At 48.4% G+C, this 22,232-nt stretch carries 17 protein-coding genes and 4 tRNA genes; 4 read left to right on the top strand and 17 right to left on the bottom strand.

The window, feature by feature from the left end; genetic code table 11:
• The first annotated feature begins 43 nt into the window (after positions 1-43).
• The 3 genes from gpmM to F0316_RS12355 all read left to right on the top strand — a co-directional run bounded on the left by gpmM (position 44) and on the right by F0316_RS12355 (position 3,515).
• Complete coding sequence (gene gpmM / locus F0316_RS12340; RefSeq protein ID WP_001888778.1) at positions 44-1,576, top strand: 2,3-bisphosphoglycerate-independent phosphoglycerate mutase; 1,533 nt, start codon at positions 44-46, stop codon at positions 1,574-1,576.
• Positions 1,577-1,742: 166 nt separating this feature from the next.
• Complete coding sequence (tnpA, locus tag F0316_RS12350) at positions 1,743-2,180, top strand: IS200/IS605-like element IS1004 family transposase (protein ID WP_149560517.1); 438 nt, start codon at positions 1,743-1,745, stop codon at positions 2,178-2,180.
• Positions 2,181-2,366: 186 nt separating this feature from the next.
• On the top strand, positions 2,367-3,515 hold the full coding sequence (locus tag F0316_RS12355) for a murein hydrolase activator EnvC family protein (protein ID WP_000127366.1): 1,149 nt from the start codon (positions 2,367-2,369) through the stop codon (positions 3,513-3,515).
• On the opposite strand, the gene F0316_RS12360 is transcribed toward F0316_RS12355, so the two are convergent.
• The 4 genes from F0316_RS12360 to nudC all read right to left on the bottom strand — a co-directional run bounded on the left by F0316_RS12360 (position 3,512) and on the right by nudC (position 7,390).
• The gene (locus F0316_RS12360; protein WP_149560518.1) at positions 3,512-4,471 is read right to left on the bottom strand and encodes a DHH family phosphoesterase; all 960 of its coding nucleotides are present in this window, start codon (positions 4,469-4,471) and stop codon (positions 3,512-3,514) included. The two genes, F0316_RS12355 and F0316_RS12360, sit on opposite strands and share 4 nt — an antisense overlap.
• A gap of 86 nt (positions 4,472-4,557) precedes the next feature.
• A complete protein-coding gene (locus tag F0316_RS12365) occupies positions 4,558-5,193 on the bottom strand; it encodes a TetR/AcrR family transcriptional regulator (protein ID WP_001920521.1) in 636 nt (211 codons plus the stop codon).
• A 98-nt stretch (positions 5,194-5,291) separates the two neighbouring features.
• Positions 5,292-6,359, bottom strand: coding sequence for a uroporphyrinogen decarboxylase (gene hemE / locus F0316_RS12370; RefSeq protein WP_000137605.1), 1,068 nt, complete (start codon positions 6,357-6,359; stop codon positions 5,292-5,294).
• Positions 6,360-6,613: 254 nt separating this feature from the next.
• Entirely contained in the window at positions 6,614-7,390 is a 777-nt protein-coding gene (gene nudC, locus F0316_RS12375; protein WP_000415644.1) for an NAD(+) diphosphatase, read from the bottom strand.
• A gap of 183 nt (positions 7,391-7,573) precedes the next feature.
• On the opposite strand from nudC, the gene F0316_RS12380 reads away from it, so the two are divergent.
• Positions 7,574-8,062, top strand: a complete 489-nt coding sequence (locus tag F0316_RS12380) for an Rsd/AlgQ family anti-sigma factor (protein ID WP_001911830.1) — start codon at positions 7,574-7,576, stop codon at positions 8,060-8,062.
• 103 nt (positions 8,063-8,165) lie between these two features.
• Here the strand turns inward: F0316_RS12380 and rpoC are convergent, their stop codons facing one another.
• The 13 genes from rpoC to F0316_RS12445 all read right to left on the bottom strand — a co-directional run bounded on the left by rpoC (position 8,166) and on the right by F0316_RS12445 (position 22,056).
• Positions 8,166-12,371, bottom strand: a complete 4,206-nt coding sequence (gene rpoC / locus F0316_RS12385) for a DNA-directed RNA polymerase subunit beta' (protein WP_000653994.1) — start codon at positions 12,369-12,371, stop codon at positions 8,166-8,168.
• 104 nt (positions 12,372-12,475) lie between these two features.
• Positions 12,476-16,501 carry a DNA-directed RNA polymerase subunit beta gene (rpoB, locus tag F0316_RS12390; protein WP_000263118.1) on the bottom strand — a complete coding sequence of 1,342 codons (4,026 nt, stop codon included), beginning with the start codon at positions 16,499-16,501 and terminating at the stop codon, positions 12,476-12,478.
• A gap of 240 nt (positions 16,502-16,741) precedes the next feature.
• A complete protein-coding gene (gene rplL / locus F0316_RS12395; RefSeq protein WP_000028973.1) occupies positions 16,742-17,107 on the bottom strand; it encodes a 50S ribosomal protein L7/L12 in 366 nt (121 codons plus the stop codon).
• Between the two features lie 66 nt (positions 17,108-17,173).
• A complete protein-coding gene (rplJ, locus tag F0316_RS12400) occupies positions 17,174-17,662 on the bottom strand; it encodes a 50S ribosomal protein L10 (RefSeq protein ID WP_001207198.1) in 489 nt (162 codons plus the stop codon).
• A 269-nt stretch (positions 17,663-17,931) separates the two neighbouring features.
• Entirely contained in the window at positions 17,932-18,633 is a 702-nt protein-coding gene (gene rplA / locus F0316_RS12405) for a 50S ribosomal protein L1 (protein ID WP_001096669.1), read from the bottom strand.
• 4 nt (positions 18,634-18,637) lie between these two features.
• Positions 18,638-19,066 (bottom strand): 50S ribosomal protein L11, encoded by a 429-nt coding sequence (rplK, locus tag F0316_RS12410; RefSeq protein WP_001085796.1) that lies wholly within the window; start codon positions 19,064-19,066, stop codon positions 18,638-18,640.
• 130 nt (positions 19,067-19,196) lie between these two features.
• A complete protein-coding gene (gene nusG / locus F0316_RS12415; RefSeq protein WP_001287510.1) occupies positions 19,197-19,745 on the bottom strand; it encodes a transcription termination/antitermination protein NusG in 549 nt (182 codons plus the stop codon).
• A 15-nt stretch (positions 19,746-19,760) separates the two neighbouring features.
• On the bottom strand, positions 19,761-20,141 hold the full coding sequence (gene secE / locus F0316_RS12420) for a preprotein translocase subunit SecE (protein WP_000646629.1): 381 nt from the start codon (positions 20,139-20,141) through the stop codon (positions 19,761-19,763).
• A gap of 223 nt (positions 20,142-20,364) precedes the next feature.
• Positions 20,365-21,549, bottom strand: a complete 1,185-nt coding sequence (gene tuf / locus F0316_RS12425) for an elongation factor Tu (protein WP_000031644.1) — start codon at positions 21,547-21,549, stop codon at positions 20,365-20,367.
• 112 nt (positions 21,550-21,661) lie between these two features.
• Positions 21,662-21,737, bottom strand: a tRNA-Thr gene (locus F0316_RS12430).
• 13 nt (positions 21,738-21,750) lie between these two features.
• Positions 21,751-21,825, bottom strand: a tRNA-Gly gene (locus tag F0316_RS12435).
• Positions 21,826-21,860: 35 nt separating this feature from the next.
• Positions 21,861-21,945: transfer RNA gene (locus tag F0316_RS12440), tRNA-Tyr, on the bottom strand.
• A 35-nt stretch (positions 21,946-21,980) separates the two neighbouring features.
• A tRNA-Thr gene (locus F0316_RS12445) sits at positions 21,981-22,056 on the bottom strand.
• Positions 22,057-22,232 lie beyond the last annotated feature (176 nt).

Raw genomic sequence — 22,232 nt, forward strand, 5'->3', positions numbered from 1 at the left:
AATTTTACGTTTCAGTTATTTTGATTTTGACGAGGTTAGAACTATGTCAGCTAAGAAGCCAATGGCTCTGGTGATCCTAGATGGTTGGGGTTACCGCGAAGACAACGCAAATAACGCGATCAACAATGCGCGTACACCTGTGATGGATAGCCTAATGGCCAACAACCCTCACACTCTGATTTCTGCTTCTGGTATGGACGTAGGTCTACCTGATGGTCAAATGGGTAACTCAGAAGTGGGTCACACCAACATCGGTGCTGGCCGCATTGTTTACCAAGACCTAACTCGCATCACCAAAGCGATCATGGATGGTGAATTCCAACAAAACGAAGTTCTGGTGGCTGCGATTGATAAAGCAGTTGCTGCGGGCAAAGCGGTTCACCTGATGGGTCTGATGTCTCCAGGCGGCGTACACTCACACGAAGACCACATCTACGCAGCAGTAGAAATGGCGGCCGCACGTGGCGCAGAAAAAATCTACCTGCACTGCTTCCTTGACGGTCGTGACACACCACCACGCAGCGCAGAAGCGTCACTGAAACGCTTCCAAGATCTGTTTGCCAAACTGGGCAAAGGCCGTATCGCTTCTATCGTGGGTCGTTACTACGCCATGGATCGTGACAACAACTGGGATCGCGTTGAAAAAGCCTATGACCTGCTGACTCTGGCGCAAGGTGAGTTTACTTATGACTCAGCGGTTGAAGCACTGCAAGCGGCTTACGCTCGTGAAGAAAACGATGAGTTTGTGAAAGCAACCGAAATCCGCGCAGCGGGTCAAGAATCTGCCGCGATGCAAGATGGCGATGCCCTGTTGTTCATGAACTACCGTGCTGACCGCGCGCGTCAAATCACCCGTACTTTCGTGCCTGATTTCGCAGGCTTTAGCCGCAAAGCCTTCCCAGCGCTGGATTTTGTGATGCTGACTCAATACGCAGCAGACATCCCACTGAAGTGTGCGTTTGGTCCAGCCTCACTGGAAAACACCTACGGTGAGTGGCTATCAAAAGCGGGTAAAACTCAGCTACGTATTTCTGAAACCGAGAAATACGCGCACGTAACCTTCTTCTTCAACGGCGGCGTTGAAAATGAATTCCCAGGCGAAGAGCGTCAACTGGTGGCTTCACCAAAAGTGGCCACCTACGACCTACAACCAGAAATGAGCTCTAAAGAGCTGACTGACAAGCTGGTTGCAGCGATCAAATCAGGCAAATACGATGCGATCATCTGTAACTATCCAAATGGCGACATGGTCGGTCACACTGGCGTTTACGAAGCTGCCGTGAAAGCGTGTGAAGCCGTAGACGAGTGTATTGGTCGTGTGGTTGAAGCTATCAAAGAAGTGGATGGTCAACTGCTGATCACCGCTGACCACGGCAACGCGGAAATGATGATTGACCCAGAAACGGGCGGCGTACACACAGCGCACACTAGCCTACCTGTACCACTTATCTATGTCGGCAACAAAGCGATCAGCCTAAAAGAAGGCGGAAAGCTATCGGATCTAGCTCCAACCATGTTGGCGCTGTCGGATCTGGATATTCCAGCAGACATGTCAGGTCAAGTGCTGTACAGCTAAGCTGACTCGATGATGATGAAAGCCCTGAATACTCAGGGCTTTTTTATTGTCATCCCTAAACCACCGCTTTTAGCGGTGGTGATTGTTTCTAGGGGCTTTTGCCCGAAAATGCGCCCATGTTAGAAGACAAACTCTTATTCACCATAAGTAAGAGGATTCAAATAACATGGGCGACTACAGAAGTTCATCACACGTCTATTGGCGTTGCAAATATCATATCGTTTGGACACCAAAATTTCGTTTTAAGATCTTAAAAGGTAATGTAGCCAAAGAGCTAAATCGTTCGATCTACATTCTTTGTAATATGAAAGATTGTGAAGTTTTGGAACTCAATGTTCAGCCAGATCATGTCCACTTAGTTGCGATAATTCCGCCCAAAGTATCGATTTCGACGTTGATGGGAGTTTTAAAGGGTAGGAGTGCAATTAGGCTATTCAACAAGTTTCCACATATCAGGAAAAAGTTATGGGGAAATCATTTTTGGGCGCGAAGCTATTTTGTGGATACGGTAGGTGTAAATGAAGAAATCATTAGACGGTATGTACGGCATCAAGACAAAAAAGAGCTTGAGCAAGAGCAGCAGTTAGAGTTATTGAGAGACTAACAGCGTCGTGGCCCCCTTTTAGGGGGCTTATATTAAAACCGCCTTCTAAGAAGGCGGATTTTTATACGCATTTCCCACCGAGTGCGATGAGAATTGCAAACTTTTGACATCACAGGCTCGCCTGATGCCAAGCTTTGGGTATACTGAAGCACCCGTTTTTTATTCACTAACACTAGACCAAACTCAATGACAGCAACGGATCCGCACGCGATTTTCAGTGACTTTCTAGGAAAAACCTTGACCCGACGTCTGCTGGCCTGCCTGTTATTTATGGTTTCGCCGTCGCTCTTTGCGGCTACGCAACAGGAATTAACGGGGGTAAAAAGTGAAATATCTCGCCAACAACAATCACTGGCAGAACAACAAAAATCGCTCGACCAACTACAACAAGCCCTGAAACAACAAGAGCTTGGCATCAACAGTATCGAAAATCAGATCACGAAAACCAAAAACGATCTGGAGAATGCCAATCGCAACATTGCTCAGCTCAATAGCAATATTCAGGCGCTGGAAACTCAGAAACAGCAACAAGCCGATAAACTCGAACGCCTACTGCAGACCTACTATCTCACTAAACGCTCACTGACGAATGGTCAATTTTTTCATCGCAGTGCCGATGAAGACCGCATCAGCCAGTACTATCAACATTTGGCAAAAAGCCGCGCGCAAGCTATCGAAGCTTTAGAAAAAACCCAAGCCGATCTCAATGCCAGTCAACAGCAGAGACAAGCTGAGCGTGAACAGATTGAGAAATTACTGGCAGAGCAGACCCAACAGCGAGACAAACTGGCTAAAACGCAAAGTGAGCGTAAGCAAACCGTAAAGAAAATTGAGAGCAGCATTTCCGGCGACAAAGTCTACCTTGCCGAATTGCAGCGCAACGAAACGCGCCTCAAAGCTGAAATAGCCAAAGCCGCCAAACGCAATGCAGTATTGATGAATGGCATTGCGAGTCAACGTGGCAAACTACCGTGGCCACTGAAAGGGCGTGTGCTACATAACTTCGGTGAACGCCAAACTGGGCAGATTGATTGGAAAGGTTTGGTCATTGATGCCAATTACGGCCAAGAGGTCAAAGCGGTTTATCCGGGCACGATCGTGTTTGCCGAGTATCTGCGAGGTTATGGCTTGGTTGTGCTCCTCGACCACGGCAAAGGTGATATGACACTGTATGGCTTCAACCAAACTCTGCTCAAGAAAGAGGGCGACAAAGTCATCGCCGGTGAAACCATTGCTCTTGCGGGTGATACTGGTGGCCAATCACGCCCTGCCCTCTACTTTGAAATCCGTCGTAATAGCCGCGCGGAAAACCCTTCGCAATGGTTACAGCGCTAAGAGGCGTAAAATGCCTCGACAACCGCAATCACGTTATCGAGCAGCGCATAGGGGAGTTGATTGATTCCCCCGGCCGATTCTCGCCCCCCACCAGAAGGAAACTGGGCACACAAAGCTCCCGCGCCTCGTTTATCGCTCAAGGGCGCACGTAAAGAGAGCGTGTAATGCTGCTCATCCGCATACGTCACAATCAAATGCGCACGTTGCACATCCTGATTAGCAAGATGATTGGCGAATGCGCCGCTCACGCGCTGCGCTGCTGCCCAATCGGGTAAGATCACCACGGTGACACTTGAGCTCCGATAATAAGCCGGTTGCTCAAGGGCAAAAGCAAAATCTTGCTGATAAGCGCTGCGTAATTGGTAAAAAGGCGAGTTGAGATCGGCCAGCACAGCCCACGGTGTTTGATAAGCGAGTAAAGTTTGATACAACGTATCAGGCGCGAAATGCAGTTCAGATACGGTGCGGCCATAGCCATTGTAGTTAATCAGCGTTCCTAATTCACAAAGGGCATCGGTTTGTGCGGCATCGAATCCCGCTGCTTCCGCCAGAGTGTGTGCCACACGGTGTAAGTTATCGCCAAACGCTGCTGTTATCGCCCAGTCACGAAAACGCCCTTTCAGTAGCCGATCAATGATCAATGCCGTACAGAGATTGGCATCGGTATCAATATGCGCTTGCAGTGCAGAATGGGCAGGAATATCGCCGGGCTGATGATGGTCGGCATAAAATACATGGGCTCCCGCTTGCAAAGCTCGCTGCAAGCCAAGCTGATTTTTAGCCATGGAGATATCCAATACCACCAGCTCATCACCAGCCGTTACCGTCAATCGTTCGAGTAAGGCAATATCGCGCTTAACGCCCGTGACTAGCTGAGTCGATTTAGGATGCGCTAGACGCCATTGCACAAGAGAAAGAATGCCATCAGCATCCCCATTAAATACATCGTAATCCACGTAAAGCTTCCTTTCTGGCTGGAAATGTTCAGGAAGTTAGCAACGAATCGGCTCCATGCCCAAGACAGATTGGTTATAACTCATGCTCAGGCATGCATAGCTCGCACACCTTCTTCAAGCAGTTGAAGCTGTTCACGCCCCGCCTTAGTGGCACAAGGTTTAACGACCGAGATCATCTGCAACATGCCTTGATGAATCACCTCTTCCGTGATCTGAGTTTTGTGTGACATCGCCGATTGATAACCAAGCCAGCTAGACGCAATCAGATGCAGAGTCCGCACCAGTTTTGGCATCTCATCCTCATTCAACTCCAGCAGTTGCAGATTGACAAAATTGCGCACGATATCAATCAAATTGGTCTGTAATCGTTCTTGAACCCGAATGTAGTCAGCATGCAACTCTTCATCGCGCTGCAAGATTTCCGGCAAATTGGCATAAAAAAAACGGTATTTCCACATCAGAGTGAAAATCGAATCCAAATAGTGCTTGAGTAGAGAAAGGCTCTCATACTGACCTTGTAGCGGAGTAAAACGCTCAATCAGCTCCGCCGAGTAGAGCGCAAAAATATCACGCACTATCTCCTGCTTATTGCGAAAGTGGTAATACAAATTACCTGGGCTGATCTCAATATGAGCAGCGATATGGTTAGTCGTGATGTTACGTTCACCTTGCTGATTAAACAGCTCAAGTGCCGCATGCACTATGCGATCCTTAGTTTTCATCATGCTTCGCTTCGTCTTTCTGTCTGGATTACCGAAGTATAAAACAGTCGGGCTCAAGATGTGAAAAGCGTCTGACCTGCAGACGCTTTTCACGTTTACTATGGATGGTACGGCTTCGAAAGCTCATGCACCGCTTCAACAAACACACCGGCATTTTCAGGCGGCACGTCCAAATGAATACCATGCCCCAAGTTGAACACGTGGCCTGTGCCACCTTGGCCAAATCCAGCCAAAATACTCGCCACCTCTTCACGAATTCGTGGGGCAGGAGCATACAGAATGGAAGGATCCATATTGCCTTGCAGTGCCACTTTGTCTCCCACACGCGCTTTAGCGTCGGCGATATTGATCGTCCAATCTAAACCCACAGCATCACAACCTGTAGCCGCGATCTGCTCCAGCCACATGCCACCATTTTTGGTAAACAGCGTGACTGGTACACGGCGGCCCTCGTTTTCACGAATCAAGCCATCGACAATCTTGTGCATGTATTGCAAAGAGAACTGTTGATAATCACGCGGTGTTAACACGCCGCCCCAAGTATCAAATACCATCACCGCTTGGGCGCCGGCTTTAATCTGAGCATTCAGGTAGCTGATCACACTGTCAGCTAATTTATCTAACAGCGCATGCAGTACGGCAGGCTCGCTGTACATCATCTTTTTGATTTTGGTGAAGGCTTTTGAACTGCCACCTTCAACCATATAAGTGGCGAGCGTCCAAGGACTGCCAGAGAAACCAATCAGCGGCACTTCACCTTGCAGATCTTTACGAATTTGACGCACCGCGTTCATCACATACTGCAATTCCCCTTCTGGATCGGGAATACCAATCTTATCGACATCGGCTTTGCAGGTGATGGGACGCTCAAAGACCGGTCCTTCGCCAGCCGCAAAACGCAGCCCAAGTCCCATCGCATCAGGAATCGTCAAAATATCAGAAAACAGGATCGCAGCATCAAGCGGAAAACGTCGCAGCGGCTGTAAAGTCACTTCTGAAGCCAACTCTGCATTCTTGCACAGCGCCATAAAATCACCCGCTTGAGCACGAGTAGCACGGTATTCAGGGAGATAACGACCCGCTTGGCGCATCATCCATACAGGAGTGTAATCGACTGGCTGCTTGAGCAAAGCACGCAGGTAGCGATCATTTTTTAATTCAGTCATGGTGATTCCCACTTTTTCGGCTTCTTTACTTTGGCGCGTATTCTAACATCGTTTGTCCCACAAAAGCGGTTGGCTTTGCAAGCGGGATCAAGTTATTAACTTTTAAATCAATGCTTAAATTGCGTCCAACCCTTAACGGTGTTAAAAATTTGTTCGCTAGCGAAAACTATAATCATAAACTGAGTCCTCGACTCAGCATCTCATAACGACATCTTACTTACCCCCTCCTTAACCGGAGGGTTTTTTTTTGCCTTTTAAGCCTGATCTTGGGCAATATCGGCCAACGTCTGCTCAATCAAAGCGCGGGCAATCGTCCCTCGCGGTGCAACAGGAGGAAGGTTTTCGATACCAAACCAATTGGCATCACTCAATTCACTGTAATCGGGTTTAAGCTCACCAGTGTCATAATCGGCTAAAAACGCCATCATCATACTCGACGGAAATGCCCAAGGTTGGCTGCCAAAGTAGCGAATATTGGTCACGACGATACCAGTCTCTTCCAACACTTCACGCGCAACACACTGTTCAAGCGTCTCGCCTACCTCAACAAAGCCGGCAATCACGGTGTACATACCATTGCGATGGCGTGGGTGCTGCGCCAGCAAAATTTGCTGCTGTTTACGTACGGCAACAATAATGCAGGGAAAAATACGCGGATAGTGCAGGGTTCGGCAATCGTGGCACTGCATTGCCAGTTGCTGATGATTGAGATAGTTACGCCCCCCACATTGCGGACAAAATCGTATGGTTTGGCTCATATGGCCATATTGCACCGCTTTGCTTGCAGCAAGAAACAGCGCCTCATCCACACCCAATAACTCACGTAATGAAGTGAGCGGACGATCCTGCTCAATATCTGCAGCATTCAGCCAGTAGACAGGGGAGTTTTGGTAACGATCCACCAAGATCGCCTTCTCTTGTGGCAGATCCCACTGCTCTGCGCTGCCATAAGGAATTTGGCCATCCACCAGCCAAAGATCGCTGCCTGAAACAACACACCAATAAGCGTTCTTGCCGTCACTCTTTTCCACTCTGCTTCTCCTGATTGCTTGCAGTCGGATCATTTTACTGGCAATCTAAATTCACACCACAATTTGTCAGCACAAGAATTATTGACTATAACTTTTTGTGAGGGCAGTAGTGATATCTTATTGATATTATTAAAAAGGCAAAGGAACGATCGTCAGTGACGATCCGATCATGAGGACATGGTCATGCTAAGAAAATTCAAAAACGTCCAAGAACAATGGGGTGGTTCGAGTGATATCATTGACCATTGGCTGGATAAACGACAGCATGTGATCGTTGAATATTGTAAGCTGGCGGCACTGCAACCTTGTACAACCAAAGCTGCGGTTTCTGAACTCCCTTCTCCACAGGCTCTGCTGTATTTTTGCCAAGAATTAGTGGATTACATCTCTGAAGGCCATTTCAAAATCTATGACATGGTCATGGATAAGTGGCACGCCACCGGTTTTAAAGCGACCGATGAGATCAATCAAGTCTACGGTAAAATCGTCGCTACCACCGAACCCCTGCTCAATTTTAATGATCAGTACGCAACGGTGACTGAATACGATGAACTGCTCGATCTAGATCGTGACTTATCAAAAGTTGGCGAAGTGCTTGAGCTACGCTTTTCTCTTGAAGATCAATTGATCCAGTTAATTGCGGATAGCCTTGCTGTGCCTCCGGGTGCTTAGCAGAACGCTCGTTTCCAACCGGTGATTTCCGCTCGAAGATGAATGTAAAAATGAGACCAATAAAAAAGGCACCTTAAGGTGCCTTTTTTCATAGCTTGATGACTTACTCGTCGTCAGAAGAGAAACCTGCATTCAACAGTGCAGCGAGGTTGTCAGTGGCTTGTTCAGCCGATGGACCTTGCTGTTCTTGTGCACGTTTGGCTTGACGATCTTGGTGGTACGCAAAACCTGTACCAGCCGGGATCAGACGGCCAACGATCACGTTCTCTTTCAGACCGCGCAGATCGTCACGCTTACCAGATACCGCTGCTTCCGTTAGAACGCGAGTGGTTTCTTGGAACGATGCTGCTGAGATGAAAGACTCAGTCGCCAGAGATGCTTTGGTAATACCCAACAACTCACGCTCGAAACGAGCTGGCTCTTTGCCTTCTTCAACCAGTTTACGGTTCGCGATCTTCACTTGTGAGTACTCAACTGTCTCGCCAGGCAAGAACTCTGAGTCACCCGCGAAGGTGATCGTACACTTACGCAGCATTTGACGAACGATAGTCTCGATGTGCTTATCGTTAATCTTAACGCCTTGTAGACGGTAAACTTCCTGAACCTCGTTCGCGATGTAAGTGGTCACTGCATGGATACCACGCAGACGCAGGATGTCATGTGGCGACTCTGGGCCGTCCGCAATCACATCACCACGCTCAATGCGCTCACCTTCAAACACGTTCAATTGACGATGTTTAGGGATCATCTCTTCGTAAGTGTCACCGCTGTCACGAGTGATGATCAAACGACGCTTACCTTTAGTCTCTTTACCGAACGATACGGTACCTGAGTGCTCAGCCAGAATCGCAGGCTCTTTTGGCTTACGCGCTTCAAACAGGTCAGCAACGCGTGGTAGACCACCGGTGATGTCCTTGTTACCGCCAGACTTCTGAGGAATACGAGCCAGTGTATCACCCACATTCACTTCAGCGCCGTCGTCCAAGTTCACAATCGCTTTACCTGGCAGGAAGTATTGAGCTGGCATGTCAGTACCTGGGATCAGGACATCTTTACCATTTGCGTCAACCAGTTTAATGGCTGGACGCATGTCTTTACCTGCTGCAGGACGCGCTGCGGCTTCAGTCACTTCACTTGAAGACAGACCAGTCAGATCGTCCGTTTGACGAGAAACGGTTACGCCATCGATCATATCCACAAACTGTACGCGACCTGCCACTTCAGTGATGATTGGCATGGTATGCGCTTCCCAGTTCGCTACGGTTTCGCCCGCAGCCACTGCATCACCATCGGCTTTGCTCAGCATAGAGCCGTATGGCAGTTTGTGTTTCTCTTTGGTACGACCAAATTCGTCAATGATGGTCAGCTCAGAAGCACGAGAGGTGATAACAAGCTTGCCATCTTTATTGGTTACGAACTTCGCATTGTGCAGTTTCACAGAACCGTTGTTCTTAGCTTGGATGCTGTTTTCTGCTGCTGCTGTTGATGCCGCACCACCGATGTGGAACGTACGCATCGTCAGCTGTGTACCTGGCTCACCGATTGACTGTGCCGCGATAACACCGACCGCTTCACCTTGGTTCACCAAGTGACCACGTGCTAGGTCACGACCGTAACACTGCGCACAACAACCGAAGTCAGAATCACAAGTTACCACTGAACGTACTTTGATTTGGTCAACAGAGTTATCGTTGATCACCTTACACCACTTTTCATCCAGCAGTGTATTACGAGGGATCAACACTTCATCTGTACCTGGCTTGAGGATATCTTCCGATACCACACGGCCCAGTGCCAGTTCAGTCAGTGCTACTTTAACGTCACCACCTTCGATGTGCGGTGTCATCACCACGCCTTCTAGGGTGCCACAGTCATGTTCAGTCACCACAACGTCTTGCGCTACGTCTACCAGACGACGAGTCAGGTAACCGGAGTTCGCTGTTTTCAGTGCCGTATCCGCCAGACCCTTACGAGCACCGTGCGTTGAGATAAAGTACTGAAGAACGTTTAGACCTTCTTTAAAGTTTGCCGTGATTGGCGTTTCGATGATCGAGCCATCTGGACGCGCCATCAGACCACGCATACCCGCCAACTGACGGATCTGAGCAGCAGAACCACGAGCACCTGAGTCGGCCATCATATAGATGCTGTTGAACGACTCTTGTTTTTCTTGTTCGCCTTGACGGTTGATCACCTGCTCAGAAGAGAGGTTTTCCATCATCGCTTTCGCTACGCGATCGTTGGTTGATGCCCAAATATCGATCACTTTGTTGTAGCGTTCGCCAGCGGTCACCAGACCAGACTGGAACTGCTCTTGAATTTCGCGTACTTCTTCTTCCGCTTCAGCAATTTCCGTGTACTTAGCCGCTGGAACTACCATATCGTCGATACCAACCGATACACCAGACAGTGCCGCGTAAGCGAAACCGGTGTACATGATTTGGTCAGCGAAGATAACGGTGTCTTTCAGACCCAGCTTACGGTATGCCTCGTTGAGCAGGTTAGAAATTTGCTTCTTACCTAACTTCTGGTTCACCAAGCTGTATGGCAGACCTTTCGGTACGATTTGCCACAACATGGCACGGCCAACGGTCGTATCAATCATCTTGGTTTCAGTGGTCAGCTTACCGTTTTCATGCTTGATGGTTTCGGTAATACGTACTTTAACGCGAGCGTGCAGCTCAGCAGTCTTAGTACGGTACGCCTTCTCAGCCTCAGCAGGGCCAGTCAGGTACATACCTTCGCCTTTCGCATTGATCTTTTCACGGGTCATGTAGTACAGACCCAGTACCACGTCCTGAGACGGCACGATGATTGGATCACCTGACGCAGGCGACAGAATGTTGTTGGTTGACATCATCAGGGTACGAGCTTCCAACTGCGCTTCAAGCGTCAGAGGAACGTGTACCGCCATTTGGTCACCGTCGAAGTCCGCGTTATACGCCGCACACACTAGTGGGTGCAGTTGGATCGCTTTACCTTCGATCAGAACCGGTTCAAACGCTTGGATACCCAAACGGTGAAGTGTTGGTGCACGGTTCAGCAGTACTGGGTGTTCGCGGATCACTTCATCCAAGATATCCCATACGACCGCTTCTTCGCGCTCAACCATTTTCTTAGCGGCTTTGATCGTCGTTGCTAGGCCACGAGTTTCCAGCTTGCTGTAGATGAATGGTTTGAACAGCTCAAGAGCCATTTTCTTCGGTAGACCACACTGGTGCAGACGCAGGTATGGACCTACGGTGATAACCGAACGGCCTGAGTAGTCAACACGTTTACCCAGCAGGTTCTGACGGAAACGACCTTGCTTACCTTTGATCATGTCAGCCAGAGACTTCAGCGGACGCTTGTTCGAACCCGTGATCGCACGACCACGACGGCCGTTATCCAGCAGCGCATCCACAGACTCTTGCAGCATACGTTTTTCGTTACGTACGATGATGTCTGGTGCCGCCAGTTCAAGCAGACGCTTCAAACGGTTGTTACGGTTGATGACGCGACGGTACAGATCGTTCAGATCCGACGTTGCGAAACGACCGCCATCCAGTGGAACCAATGGACGTAGATCAGGTGGCAGAACTGGTAGTACAGTCAGGATCATCCATTCAGGTTTGTTACCTGATGCGACGAACGCTTCAACCAGCTTCAGACGCTTAGTCAGTTTCTTACGTTTGGTTTCAGAGTTAGTGGTATCCAGCTCTTCGCGCATCTGCTCTGCTTCTGCAGGCAGATCCATCGATGCCAGCAGATCTTTGATCGCTTCAGCACCCATTTTCGCGGTGAACTCATCGCCCCACTCTTCTAAACGGTCGAGGTACTCTTCCTCAGTCAGCATTTGACCACGTTCAAGGTCAGTCATGCCTGGCTCAGTCACTACGTACATTTCAAAGTACAGTACGCGTTCGATGTCACGCAGAGGCATGTCCATCAGTAGACCGATACGAGATGGCAGAGACTTCAGGAACCAGATGTGCGCAACTGGAGAAGCCAGTTCGATGTGGCCCATACGGTCACGACGAACTTTAGTTTGGGTGACTTCAACGCCACACTTCTCACAAATCACACCACGGTGTTTCAGACGCTTATATTTGCCACAAAGACATTCGTAGTCTTTTACCGGGCCAAAAATACGCGCACAGAACAGACCATCACGCTCAGGCTTGAACGTACGATAGTTGATGGTTTCAGGTTTTTTCACTTCACCAAAAGACCATGAACGGATCATGTCTGGTGAAGCCAGACCGATTTTGATCGCATCAAATTCTTCGGTCTTATGCTGTGCTTTTAGAAAGTTTAATAAGTCTTTCACATTCAGCTCCTGTAAGGAGTTAAAAGGAACTCGCTGCGATTGGCAACGAGCACCTTCCTACCGAAACCGGTAGGCTTCCCCTTGCGGGGAAACCTTAGGGTTTATTATTCGTCTTCTAGCTCGATGTTGATACCCAGCGAGCGAATCTCTTTCAACAGTACGTTGAACGATTCTGGCATACCAGGTTCCATCGCGTGATTGCCATCTACGATGTTCTTATACATCTTAGTACGGCCGTTCACGTCGTCCGATTTAACGGTCAACATCTCTTGCAGGGTATACGCAGCACCGTATGCTTCCAGTGCCCACACTTCCATCTCACCGAAGCGCTGACCACCGAACTGAGCTTTACCACCCAGAGGTTGCTGAGTAACCAGACTGTAAGAGCCTGTAGAACGAGCGTGCATCTTGTCGTCAACCAAGTGGTTCAGTTTCAGCATGTACATGTAACCCACGGTAACAGGACGCTCAAATGCGTCACCCGTGCGGCCATCGAACAGAGTCAACTGACCTGAAGCTGGCAGATCAGCCAGTTCCAACATAGCTTTGATAGACGATTCAGGAGCACCATCGAAGACTGGCGTTGCGACCGGTAGACCAGCACGCAGGTTATGCGCCAGTGTACGAACATCTTCATCACTGAGTTCTGAGATATCAACACGTTGACGAGTATCGCCTAGATCATAAACCTTCTGCAGGAACTCACGCAGCTTCGCCAGCTCTTGTTGTTCCTTGATCATTTGGTTGATCTTGTCACCGATACCTTTCGCCGCCAGACCCAAGTGAACTTCTAGGATCTGACCGATGTTCATACGTGATGGTACGCCCAGTGGGTTCAGTACGATGTCAACCGGCTGACCGTTTTCATCGTATGGCATGTCTTCGACAGGGTTGATCTTAGAGATAACACCCTTGTTACCGTGACGACCCGCCATCTTATCACCCGGCTGGATGCGACGTTTCACTGCTAGGTAAACCTTAACAATCTTCAGTACGCCAGGAGCCAGATCATCACCTTGGGTGATCTTACGACGCTTAGCTTCAAACTTCTTATCGAAGTCTGCTTTCAGTTCATCGTACTGTTCTGCCAGTTGCTCTAGCTGGTTTTGCAGCTCTTCATTTTCAAGCGTCTGCTCTAACCATTTCTTACGTTCGATTGAACCCAGTTTCGCTTCAGTGTAACCACCCGCCAGCAGTACAGAACGAACACGCGCCAGAAGACCGCCTTCCAGAATTTGGAACTCTTCAGTCAGGTCTTTCTTCGCTTCTTTCAGCTGCATCTGTTCGATTTCAAGCGCACGCTTGTCTTTTTCTACGCCATCGCGAGTAAAGACTTGTACGTCGATAACCGTACCTGCTACTGAGTTCGGTACACGCAGAGACGTATCTTTCACGTCTGAGGCTTTCTCACCGAAGATCGCACGCAGCAGTTTCTCTTCTGGAGTCAGTTGAGTTTCACCTTTTGGTGTCACTTTACCAACCAGAATGTCGCCGCCTTTCACTTCTGCACCGATGTACACGATGCCAGATTCGTCAAGCTTAGACAGAGCCGCTTCACCCACGTTAGGGATGTCAGCCGTGATCTCTTCTGCGCCCAGCTTAGTATCACGCGCCACACAAGAAAGCTCTTGGATGTGGATAGTGGTAAAGCGGTCATCTTGAACTACGCGCTCAGACACTAAGATCGAGTCTTCGAAGTTGTAACCGTTCCAAGGCATGAATGCGATACGCATGTTTTGGCCAAGAGCCAGTTCGCCAAGGTCAGTTGAAGGACCGTCTGCCAGTACATCGCCACGAGCTACAGGTTCACCCGGCATCACACATGGACGCTGGTTGATACAAGTATTCTGGTTCGAACGGGTGTACTTAGTCAGGTTGTAGATGTCGATACCCGCTTCGCCAGGGATCAACTCTTCTTCGTTCACTTTGACTACGATACGAGAAGCGTCAACTGACTGGATAACACCGCCGCGTTTCGCCACCGCTGTTACACCAGAGTCAACCGCGACGTTACGCTCGATACCCGTACCAACCAGTGGTTTCTCTGAACGCAGAGTTGGAACCGCCTGACGTTGCATGTTCGCACCCATCAAAGCACGGTTCGCATCGTCGTGTTCTAGGAACGGGATCAAGGATGCCGCGATCGATACAACTTGGTTTGTCGCAACGTCCATGTAGTCAACGTGTTCACGTGGGTGAAGACCTGACTCGCCTTTTTGACGTGCGGTAACCAGTTCATCAGCAAAACCGCCTTCTTCTGTCAGCTTAGCGTTCGCCTGAGCGATAACGAATTGACCTTCTTCAATCGCAGAGAGGTAATCCACTTCGTCAGTCACAACACCGTTGACTACGCGACGGTAAGGGGTTTCTAGGAAACCGTACTCGTTGCAGCGTGCAAACGCAGACAGCGAGTTGATCAAACCGATGTTTGGACCTTCAGGTGTTTCGATAGGACATAGACGACCGTAGTGCGTTACGTGTACGTCACGTACTTCGAAGCCAGCACGCTCACGAGTCAGACCGCCAGGGCCCAATGCAGAAATACGACGCTTATGCGTCACTTCTGACAACGGGTTGTTCTGATCCATAAACTGAGACAGCTGAGAAGAACCAAAGAATTCTTTTACAGCAGCAGAAATTGGTTTCGCATTGATCAGGTCTTGTGGCATCACGTTGTCCAGATCGCCCAAGCTTAGGCGTTCTTTCACTGCGCGTTCAACACGTACCAGACCAACACGGAATTGGTTCTCTGCCATTTCGCCGACACTACGGATACGACGGTTGCCAAGGTGGTCGATATCGTCCACTTCGCCTTTACCGTTACGAATCGAGATCAGCTTTTTCATCACTTCGATGATGTCAACTTCATCCAGCGTGCCTTGCTCTTCCGCATCTTCACGACCGATTGAGCTGTTGAACTTCATACGGCCAACAGTCGACAGATCGTAACGCTCTGCAGAGAAGAATAGACTTTCAAACAGCGATTCCGCGGCTTCTTTCGTTGGTGGCTCGCCAGGGCGCATCATGCGGTAGATCTCTACCAGTGCAGAGATGCGATCTGTCGTGCTATCAACACGCAGGGTTTCTGACATGAACGGACCGTGGTCCAGATCATTGGTAAACAGAACTTCTAGCTTTTTGTAACCGGCTTGAGACAGGTTCGCTAGCGCTTCCAGGCTGATTTCCTGGTTCGCGGTAATGATCAGTTCGCCAGTCGCTTCATTCACGTAATCTTTCGCAGATACTTTACCTACGATGTACTCAACCGGAACTTCAATAAAGTTCACGCCATCTTTTTCAAGTTGACGGATGTGACGTGCAGTCACACGACGGCCTTTCTCTACGTAAACCTTGCCATCCGCTTCGATATCGAAGGTCGCAGTTTCACCACGCAGACGCTCTGGAACCAACTCCATCATTAGAGTTTGATCTTTCACTTCGAAATTCACTTTTTCGAAGAAGATGTCCAGGATCTCGGCGCTAGTTTTACCTAGTGCACGCAGGATGATCGATGCAGGCAGCTTACGACGACGGTCAATACGTACGTACAGGTTGTCTTTTGGATCGAACTCAAAATCGAGCCATGAACCACGGTACGGAATGATACGTGCGTTATACAGAACTTTACCTGAAGAGTGGGTCTTACCCTTATCGCTGTCGAAGAACACGCCTGGGCTTCGGTGCAGCTGGGATACGATAACCCTCTCAGTACCATTGATTACGAAGGTACCATTTTCTGTCATGAGCGGAATTTCGCCCATGTAGACTTCTTGTTCTTTAATATCTTTGACAGTACCTGCTGGCGCGTCTTTATCAAAGATCACTAAGCGTAATTTCACGCGTAGCGGTTTTGAATAAGTTACACCACGGATTTGACATTCTTTAACGTCAAAAACTGGCTCACCAAGACGGTAGCTAACGTATTGCAGCTCTGAATTGCCGTTATAGCTCTGAATTGGAAATACAGAACGAAAAGCGGCTTCAAGACCGTATTGTCCTTCAGGATCCTGTTCGATGAACTTTTCGAACGAATCGAGCTGGATCGATAGCAGGTATGGAATGTCCAACACTTGTGGACGAGTACCAAAGTCCTTACGGATGCGCTTTTTCTCGGTATAAGAGTAAACCATGGGGTTCCTCAGCTCGCTGATAAGTGACCCAAACTGTCCGCCTTTCAGGTTAAAAAGGGTGAGGACAGTGACTAATCGCTGTTTACTGTAGTGTGAATTCATTGCGTTGAAATGAACTCATTTGCATGAATATGGAACGCTTAAACAGCGGGAAAATTCGTCCATACCCTACAGCGCAAAAAGGCCGGTGGTTATTAAACCACCAGCCATTAGCCTTTCGGCTAAGAAATTAAGTAGGAATTACTTAACTTCAACAGTTGCACCAGCTTCTTCAAGCTCTTTCTTCAGTGCTTCTGCTTCTTCTTTAGATACAGCTTCTTTAACAGATGCTGGAGCGCCGTCTACAAGAGCTTTAGCTTCTTTCAGACCTAGGCCAGTTGCGCCACGTACTGCTTTGATAACAGCAACTTTGTTCGCGCCAGCAGCAGCCAGAATTACGTTGAATTCAGTTTGCTCTTCAACTGCAGCAGCAGCAGCTGGACCAGAAACAACTGCAGCAGCAGCAGAAACACCGAACTTCTCTTCCATAGCAGAGATCAGTTCAACAACTTGCATTACAGACATTTCTGCAATAGCGTCTAGGATTTGCTCGTTAGTAATAGACATAACAATTCTCTTTTAAGTCAACAATAAGTTTATTTAGCAACCAGTAAAAAGCAAAAGCGATTTTGCTTATGCAGCTTCTTTTTGATCGCGGACAGCAGCGATTGTACGAACCAGCTTGCCAGCAGAAGCTTCTTTCATGCACATCATCAGGCGTGCAATCGCTTCGTCGTAAGTTGGTAGTGTCGCTAGTACTTCAGGGTCAGTCAGTACACCTTCAAATGCAGCTGCTTTGATCTCGAATGCTTTGTTCTCTTTAGCGAAGTCTTTGAAAAGACGCGCTGCAGCACCTGGGTGCTCGTTAGAGAAGCCGATCAAAGTAGGGCCTACGAATACGTCTTTCAGACATTCGTAAGCTGTGCCTTCTACTGCGCGACGTGCCAGTGTGTTACGAACAACTTTCAGGTAAACGCCCGCTTCACGAGCTTGTTTACGCAGATTAGTCATCGCAGCAACTTGAACACCACGAGAGTCAGCAACAACTGCAGAAAGTGCACCACTGGCCGCTTCGTTGACTTCAGCAACAATTGCTTTTTTGTCTTGAAGATTTAAAGCCATCTTGGATTAACTCCTGGTTGTCGTTACACCGCTCACTATTATCAACAACAGTGAGAGCTTTTTTGGTGCAGTCCCAGAAGAAAGGTAACTTAAAAAGTAGATCTTTCTGTCAGTTCGGGCACCATCTACGTAGGTTTTATTAAGTTATCCGAGGATAACGCCTACGGTCTTGGACGGAGACTGGGTTTTCACCACGAGGTAAAAGTTCAGCCCCAACCACAAATATTAGGCGCAGAATTATACACAAATTCTGCGCCTAAGCAAATGCATTAAACTTGTGCGCTCAGAGTATTCTGATCGACAGCAACGCCAGCACCCATAGTAGTAGAGATGCTTACCTTCTTCACGAAAACGCCTTTCGCAGAAGATGGTTTTGCTTTCTTCAGAGCAACCAGCAGAGCTTCTAAGTTCTCTTTCAGTTGGTCTGCTTCGAACGTCACCTTACCGATAGTGGTATGGATGATACCGTTCTTGTCGTTACGGTAACGAACCTGACCTGCTTTCGCGTTCTTAACCGCTTCAGCAACGTTAGGAGTTACAGTACCAACTTTCGGGTTTGGCATCAGACCACGTGGGCCTAGGATAGTACCTAGTTGACCAACAACGCGCATTGCATCTGGAGATGCGATAACTACGTCGAAGTTCATTTCGCCTTTTTTCACGAGATCAGCCAGATCTTCCATACCAACCAGTTCTGCACCAGCTGCTTTAGCTGCTTCAGCGTTAGCACCTTGAGTGAATACCGCTACGCGGATGTCACGGCCAGTACCGTGCGGCAGTACAGTAGCGCCACGAACGTTTTGGTCAGATTTACGAGCATCGATACCCAGGTTAACAGCAACGTCAACTGATTCAACGAACTTCGCAGTTGCCAGCTCTTTCAGCAGAGCAACAGCTTCGTTGATGTCGTACTCTTTAGTTACATCCACTTTTGCGCGGATAGTACGCATACGCTTAGTTAGTTTTGCCATTGTATTAACCCTCAACCACTAGGCCCATTGAGCGAGCAGTACCTGCGATAGAACGCTTCATCGCTTCGATATCAGCACCAGTCATGTCAGCTGCTTTAGTTGCAGCGATTTCTTGGATTTGAGCGTCAGTGATTGTGCCCACTTTAGCAGTGTTAGGACGTGCAGAACCAGACTTGATGCCAGCTGCTTTCTTCAGAAGAACAGATGCTGGTGGAGTCTTAGTTTCGAACGTGAAAGAACGGTCGCTGTACACAGTAATAACTACTGGGATTGGTAGACCTTTCTCTAGAGATTCTGTACGTGCGTTGAACGCTTTACAGAATTCCATGATGTTAACACCGCGTTGACCTAGAGCAGGACCAACTGGTGGACTTGGGTTTGCCATGCCAGCTGCAACTTGCAGCTTTACATAAGCTTCAACTTTCTTAGCCATGATATTTCCTAGATTATGGGTGCAAACGCTAATCGATTGATCAGCTCCCCGGTTTTCATAAAGAACCTGTAAAAAGGCGCGAAATTATAGTCATAATCCACGCCCCAGACAAGCCTAAAGAGATGCTTTTTTAATCAAGCTTTTCCACTTGACCAAATTCGAGTTCAACAGGTGTTGCACGACCAAAGATCGAAACCGACACTTTCAAGCGGCTTTTCTCGTAATCCACCTCTTCAACGGTACCGTTGAAGTCAGCAAATGGACCGTCGTTAACACGCACGACTTCACCTGCTTCAAACATGGTTTTAGGACGTGGTGCTTCGCTGGCTTTCTCAAGACGATTCAGAATCGCATCCGCTTCCTTATCTGTGATAGGAGCTGGGCGATCTGATGTACCACCGATGAATCCCATCACGCGAGGTACGCTACGTACCAAGTGCCAAGATTCATCATTCATGATCATCTGCACTAGCACATAACCTGGGAAGAATTTACGTTCACTTTTGCGGCGTTGGCCAGCGCGCATTTCTACCACTTCTTCTGTTGGTACTAACACTTCACCAAACAGCTCTTCCATACCGTGCATTTTGATATGTTCACGAAGTGACTGAGCAACACGTCCTTCAAATCCCGAGAAGGCTTGAACTACATACCAGCGTTTTTTGGGAGCTTCACTCATGTATTAAACCCTCTACTATACTCCGGTCGCAAAGGCCACTAGACGAACCATAATGCCGTCAATACCCCAAAGCGCCAGAGCCATTACAATACTTACTGCTAAAACGATCAGTGTGGTTTGCATAGTTTCTTGGCGTGTTGGCCAAACTACTTTGCGAACTTCCATGCGAGATTCGCGAGCAAAAACGATCGCTTCTTTGCCTTTTGTTGTTGTCGCAGCAACACCAAGTGCTGCAGCAATCAACACAATTACACCTGCGGCGCGAGCCACCACAGACAGTTCACCATACAGGTAATTACCCACAACAGCGGCAACCAGCAGAACAAAAGTGGCTACCCACTTTAGAGTGTCTGCTGCATTTGAGCTATCAGGAGCTTCAGCGTTGTTTGCTTTCATAAACCAACCTGTCACATATCTGACTTCTAGACGACAACGACCCCGCTGTTGCAGGGCAAATCCATTCGGTCAACGCAATGCGCTGATTCCATACTAAAGAGCGAGAAAATACTCTCTCAACCCCAAATTTTGGCTGCGTTTGATCAAGAAATCGACACATTATTGCGCAGCGCAGAAAAAGGGCATCAAATGATGCCCTTTTTAGTAGTGCTTAGTCAAATAATTAAGCGATGATCTTAGCTACAACACCAGCACCTACAGTACGGCCACCTTCACGGATAGCGAAGCGTAGACCTTCGTCCATCGCGATTGGTGCAATCAGGTCTACAACCATCTTCACGTTGTCGCCTGGCATTACCATTTCTACGCCTTCTGGTAGCTCGATGCTGCCTGTTACGTCAGTTGTACGGAAGTAGAACTGTGGACGGTAACCTTTGAAGAATGGAGTATGACGGCCACCTTCGTCTTTTGACAGTACGTATACTTCTGATTCGAACTTAGTGTGTGGTGTGATTGAACCTGGCTTCGCCAGTACTTGACCACGCTCTACTTCTTCACGCTTAGTACCACGTAGTAGTGCACCTACGTTCTCACCTGCACGACCTTCGTCAAGCAGCTTACGGAACATCTCTACACCTGTACAGGTCGTTTTTACTGTCTCTTTGATACCAACGATCGCTACTTCGTCACCCACTTTCAGGATGCCGCGCTCGATACGGCCAGTTACTACTGTACCACGACCTTGGATTGAGAATACGTCTTCGATTGGCATCAGGAATGCCATGTCTACTGCACGTTCTGGCTCTGGAATGTAAGTATCCAGTGCTTCTGCTAGCTCAACAATCTTCGCTTCCCACTGTGCTTCGCCGTTTAGCGCGCCTAGTGCTGAACCTTGGATTACTGGCAGGTCATCACCTGGGAAATCGTACTCAGACAGCAGCTCACGAACTTCCATCTCTACCAGCTCTAGAAGCTCTTCATCGTCAACCATGTCACACTTGTTCATGAATACGATGATGTAAGGAATACCTACCTGGCGACCCAGCAGGATGTGCTCACGAGTTTGTGGCATTGGACCGTCAGTTGCCGCTACAACTAGGATACCGCCGTCCATCTGTGCTGCACCGGTGATCATGTTCTTAACATAATCCGCGTGTCCTGGACAGTCTACGTGTGCGTAGTGACGGTTTGGAGTATCGTACTCTACGTGAGAAGTATTGATTGTAATACCACGCTCACGCTCTTCTGGTGCGTTGTCGATTGACGCGAAGTCACGAGCTTTACCGCCGTATACTTTTGCAAGTACAGTACAGATAGCTGCAGTTAGAGTTGTTTTACCGTGGTCAACGTGGCCGATAGTACCAACGTTTACGTGCGGTTTCGTACGTTCAAATTTCTCTTTAGACATGAGTTGTCCCTCTAGGTACGGATTTAGGTGGCTTTTGAGATGACCACGCAACCAAAAAATATCGGTAGTAAAGTATATATCAAAAGGAAAACTTTGCTTAGAGGCTTAGAGCTGGTGCTGATAGGCAGAATCGAACTGCCGACCTCATCCTTACCAAGGATGCGCTCTACCATCTGAGCTATATCAGCACTCTAAAATGAGTGGAGCGGGCAGCGGGAATCGAACCCGCATCATCAGCTTGGAAGGCTGAGGTAATAGCCATTATACGATGCCCGCAACACGTAACTCTGAGAGCTATTTCCTTAAGAATATGGTGGAGGGGGACGGATTCGAACCATCGAAGGCGGAGCCGGCAGATTTACAGTCTGCTCCCTTTGGCCACTCGGGAACCCCTCCAAATTTTTGACCATTTTCACTGCTAGTGGAGAAAATGGTGCCGACTACCGGAATCGAACTGGTGACCTACTGATTACAAGTCAGTTGCTCTACCTACTGAGCTAAGTCGGCATAAGTGGTGCGCATTCTAGTGAATGATCTTGGGGGTTGCAACCCTTATCTTGAAAAAAAACTCAATTTTCAAAGGATTTTGCTTGTTCGTTGTTTTTTCAGTCAAATTAGAGCGCAATCGCTAATTCTCGCATCTTTCTATTTTGTTTTATCTTGTGCTTATTGTATTTTCGCTT

Origin of the sequence: Vibrio cholerae, assembly GCF_008369605.1 — a bacterium.
In the GTDB taxonomy this organism is placed as follows: Bacteria; Pseudomonadota; Gammaproteobacteria; order Enterobacterales; family Vibrionaceae; genus Vibrio; species Vibrio cholerae.

Coding starts and splice junctions, on each gene's coding strand:
- gpmM (WP_001888778.1), top strand. CDS start 44: ATGTCAGCTAAGAAGCCAATGGCTCTGGTGATCCTAGATGGTTGGGGT.
- tnpA (WP_149560517.1), top strand. CDS start 1,743: ATGGGCGACTACAGAAGTTCATCACACGTCTATTGGCGTTGCAAATAT.
- F0316_RS12355 (WP_000127366.1), top strand. CDS start 2,367: ATGACAGCAACGGATCCGCACGCGATTTTCAGTGACTTTCTAGGAAAA.
- F0316_RS12365 (WP_001920521.1), bottom strand. CDS start 5,193: ATGAAAACTAAGGATCGCATAGTGCATGCGGCACTTGAGCTGTTTAAT.
- hemE (WP_000137605.1), bottom strand. CDS start 6,359: ATGACTGAATTAAAAAATGATCGCTACCTGCGTGCTTTGCTCAAGCAG.
- F0316_RS12380 (WP_001911830.1), top strand. CDS start 7,574: ATGCTAAGAAAATTCAAAAACGTCCAAGAACAATGGGGTGGTTCGAGT.
- rpoB (WP_000263118.1), bottom strand. CDS start 16,501: ATGGTTTACTCTTATACCGAGAAAAAGCGCATCCGTAAGGACTTTGGT.
- rplL (WP_000028973.1), bottom strand. CDS start 17,107: ATGTCTATTACTAACGAGCAAATCCTAGACGCTATTGCAGAAATGTCT.
- rplJ (WP_001207198.1), bottom strand. CDS start 17,662: ATGGCTTTAAATCTTCAAGACAAAAAAGCAATTGTTGCTGAAGTCAAC.
- rplA (WP_001096669.1), bottom strand. CDS start 18,633: ATGGCAAAACTAACTAAGCGTATGCGTACTATCCGCGCAAAAGTGGAT.
- rplK (WP_001085796.1), bottom strand. CDS start 19,066: ATGGCTAAGAAAGTTGAAGCTTATGTAAAGCTGCAAGTTGCAGCTGGC.
- nusG (WP_001287510.1), bottom strand. CDS start 19,745: ATGAGTGAAGCTCCCAAAAAACGCTGGTATGTAGTTCAAGCCTTCTCG.
- secE (WP_000646629.1), bottom strand. CDS start 20,141: ATGAAAGCAAACAACGCTGAAGCTCCTGATAGCTCAAATGCAGCAGAC.
- tuf (WP_000031644.1), bottom strand. CDS start 21,549: ATGTCTAAAGAGAAATTTGAACGTACGAAACCGCACGTAAACGTTGGT.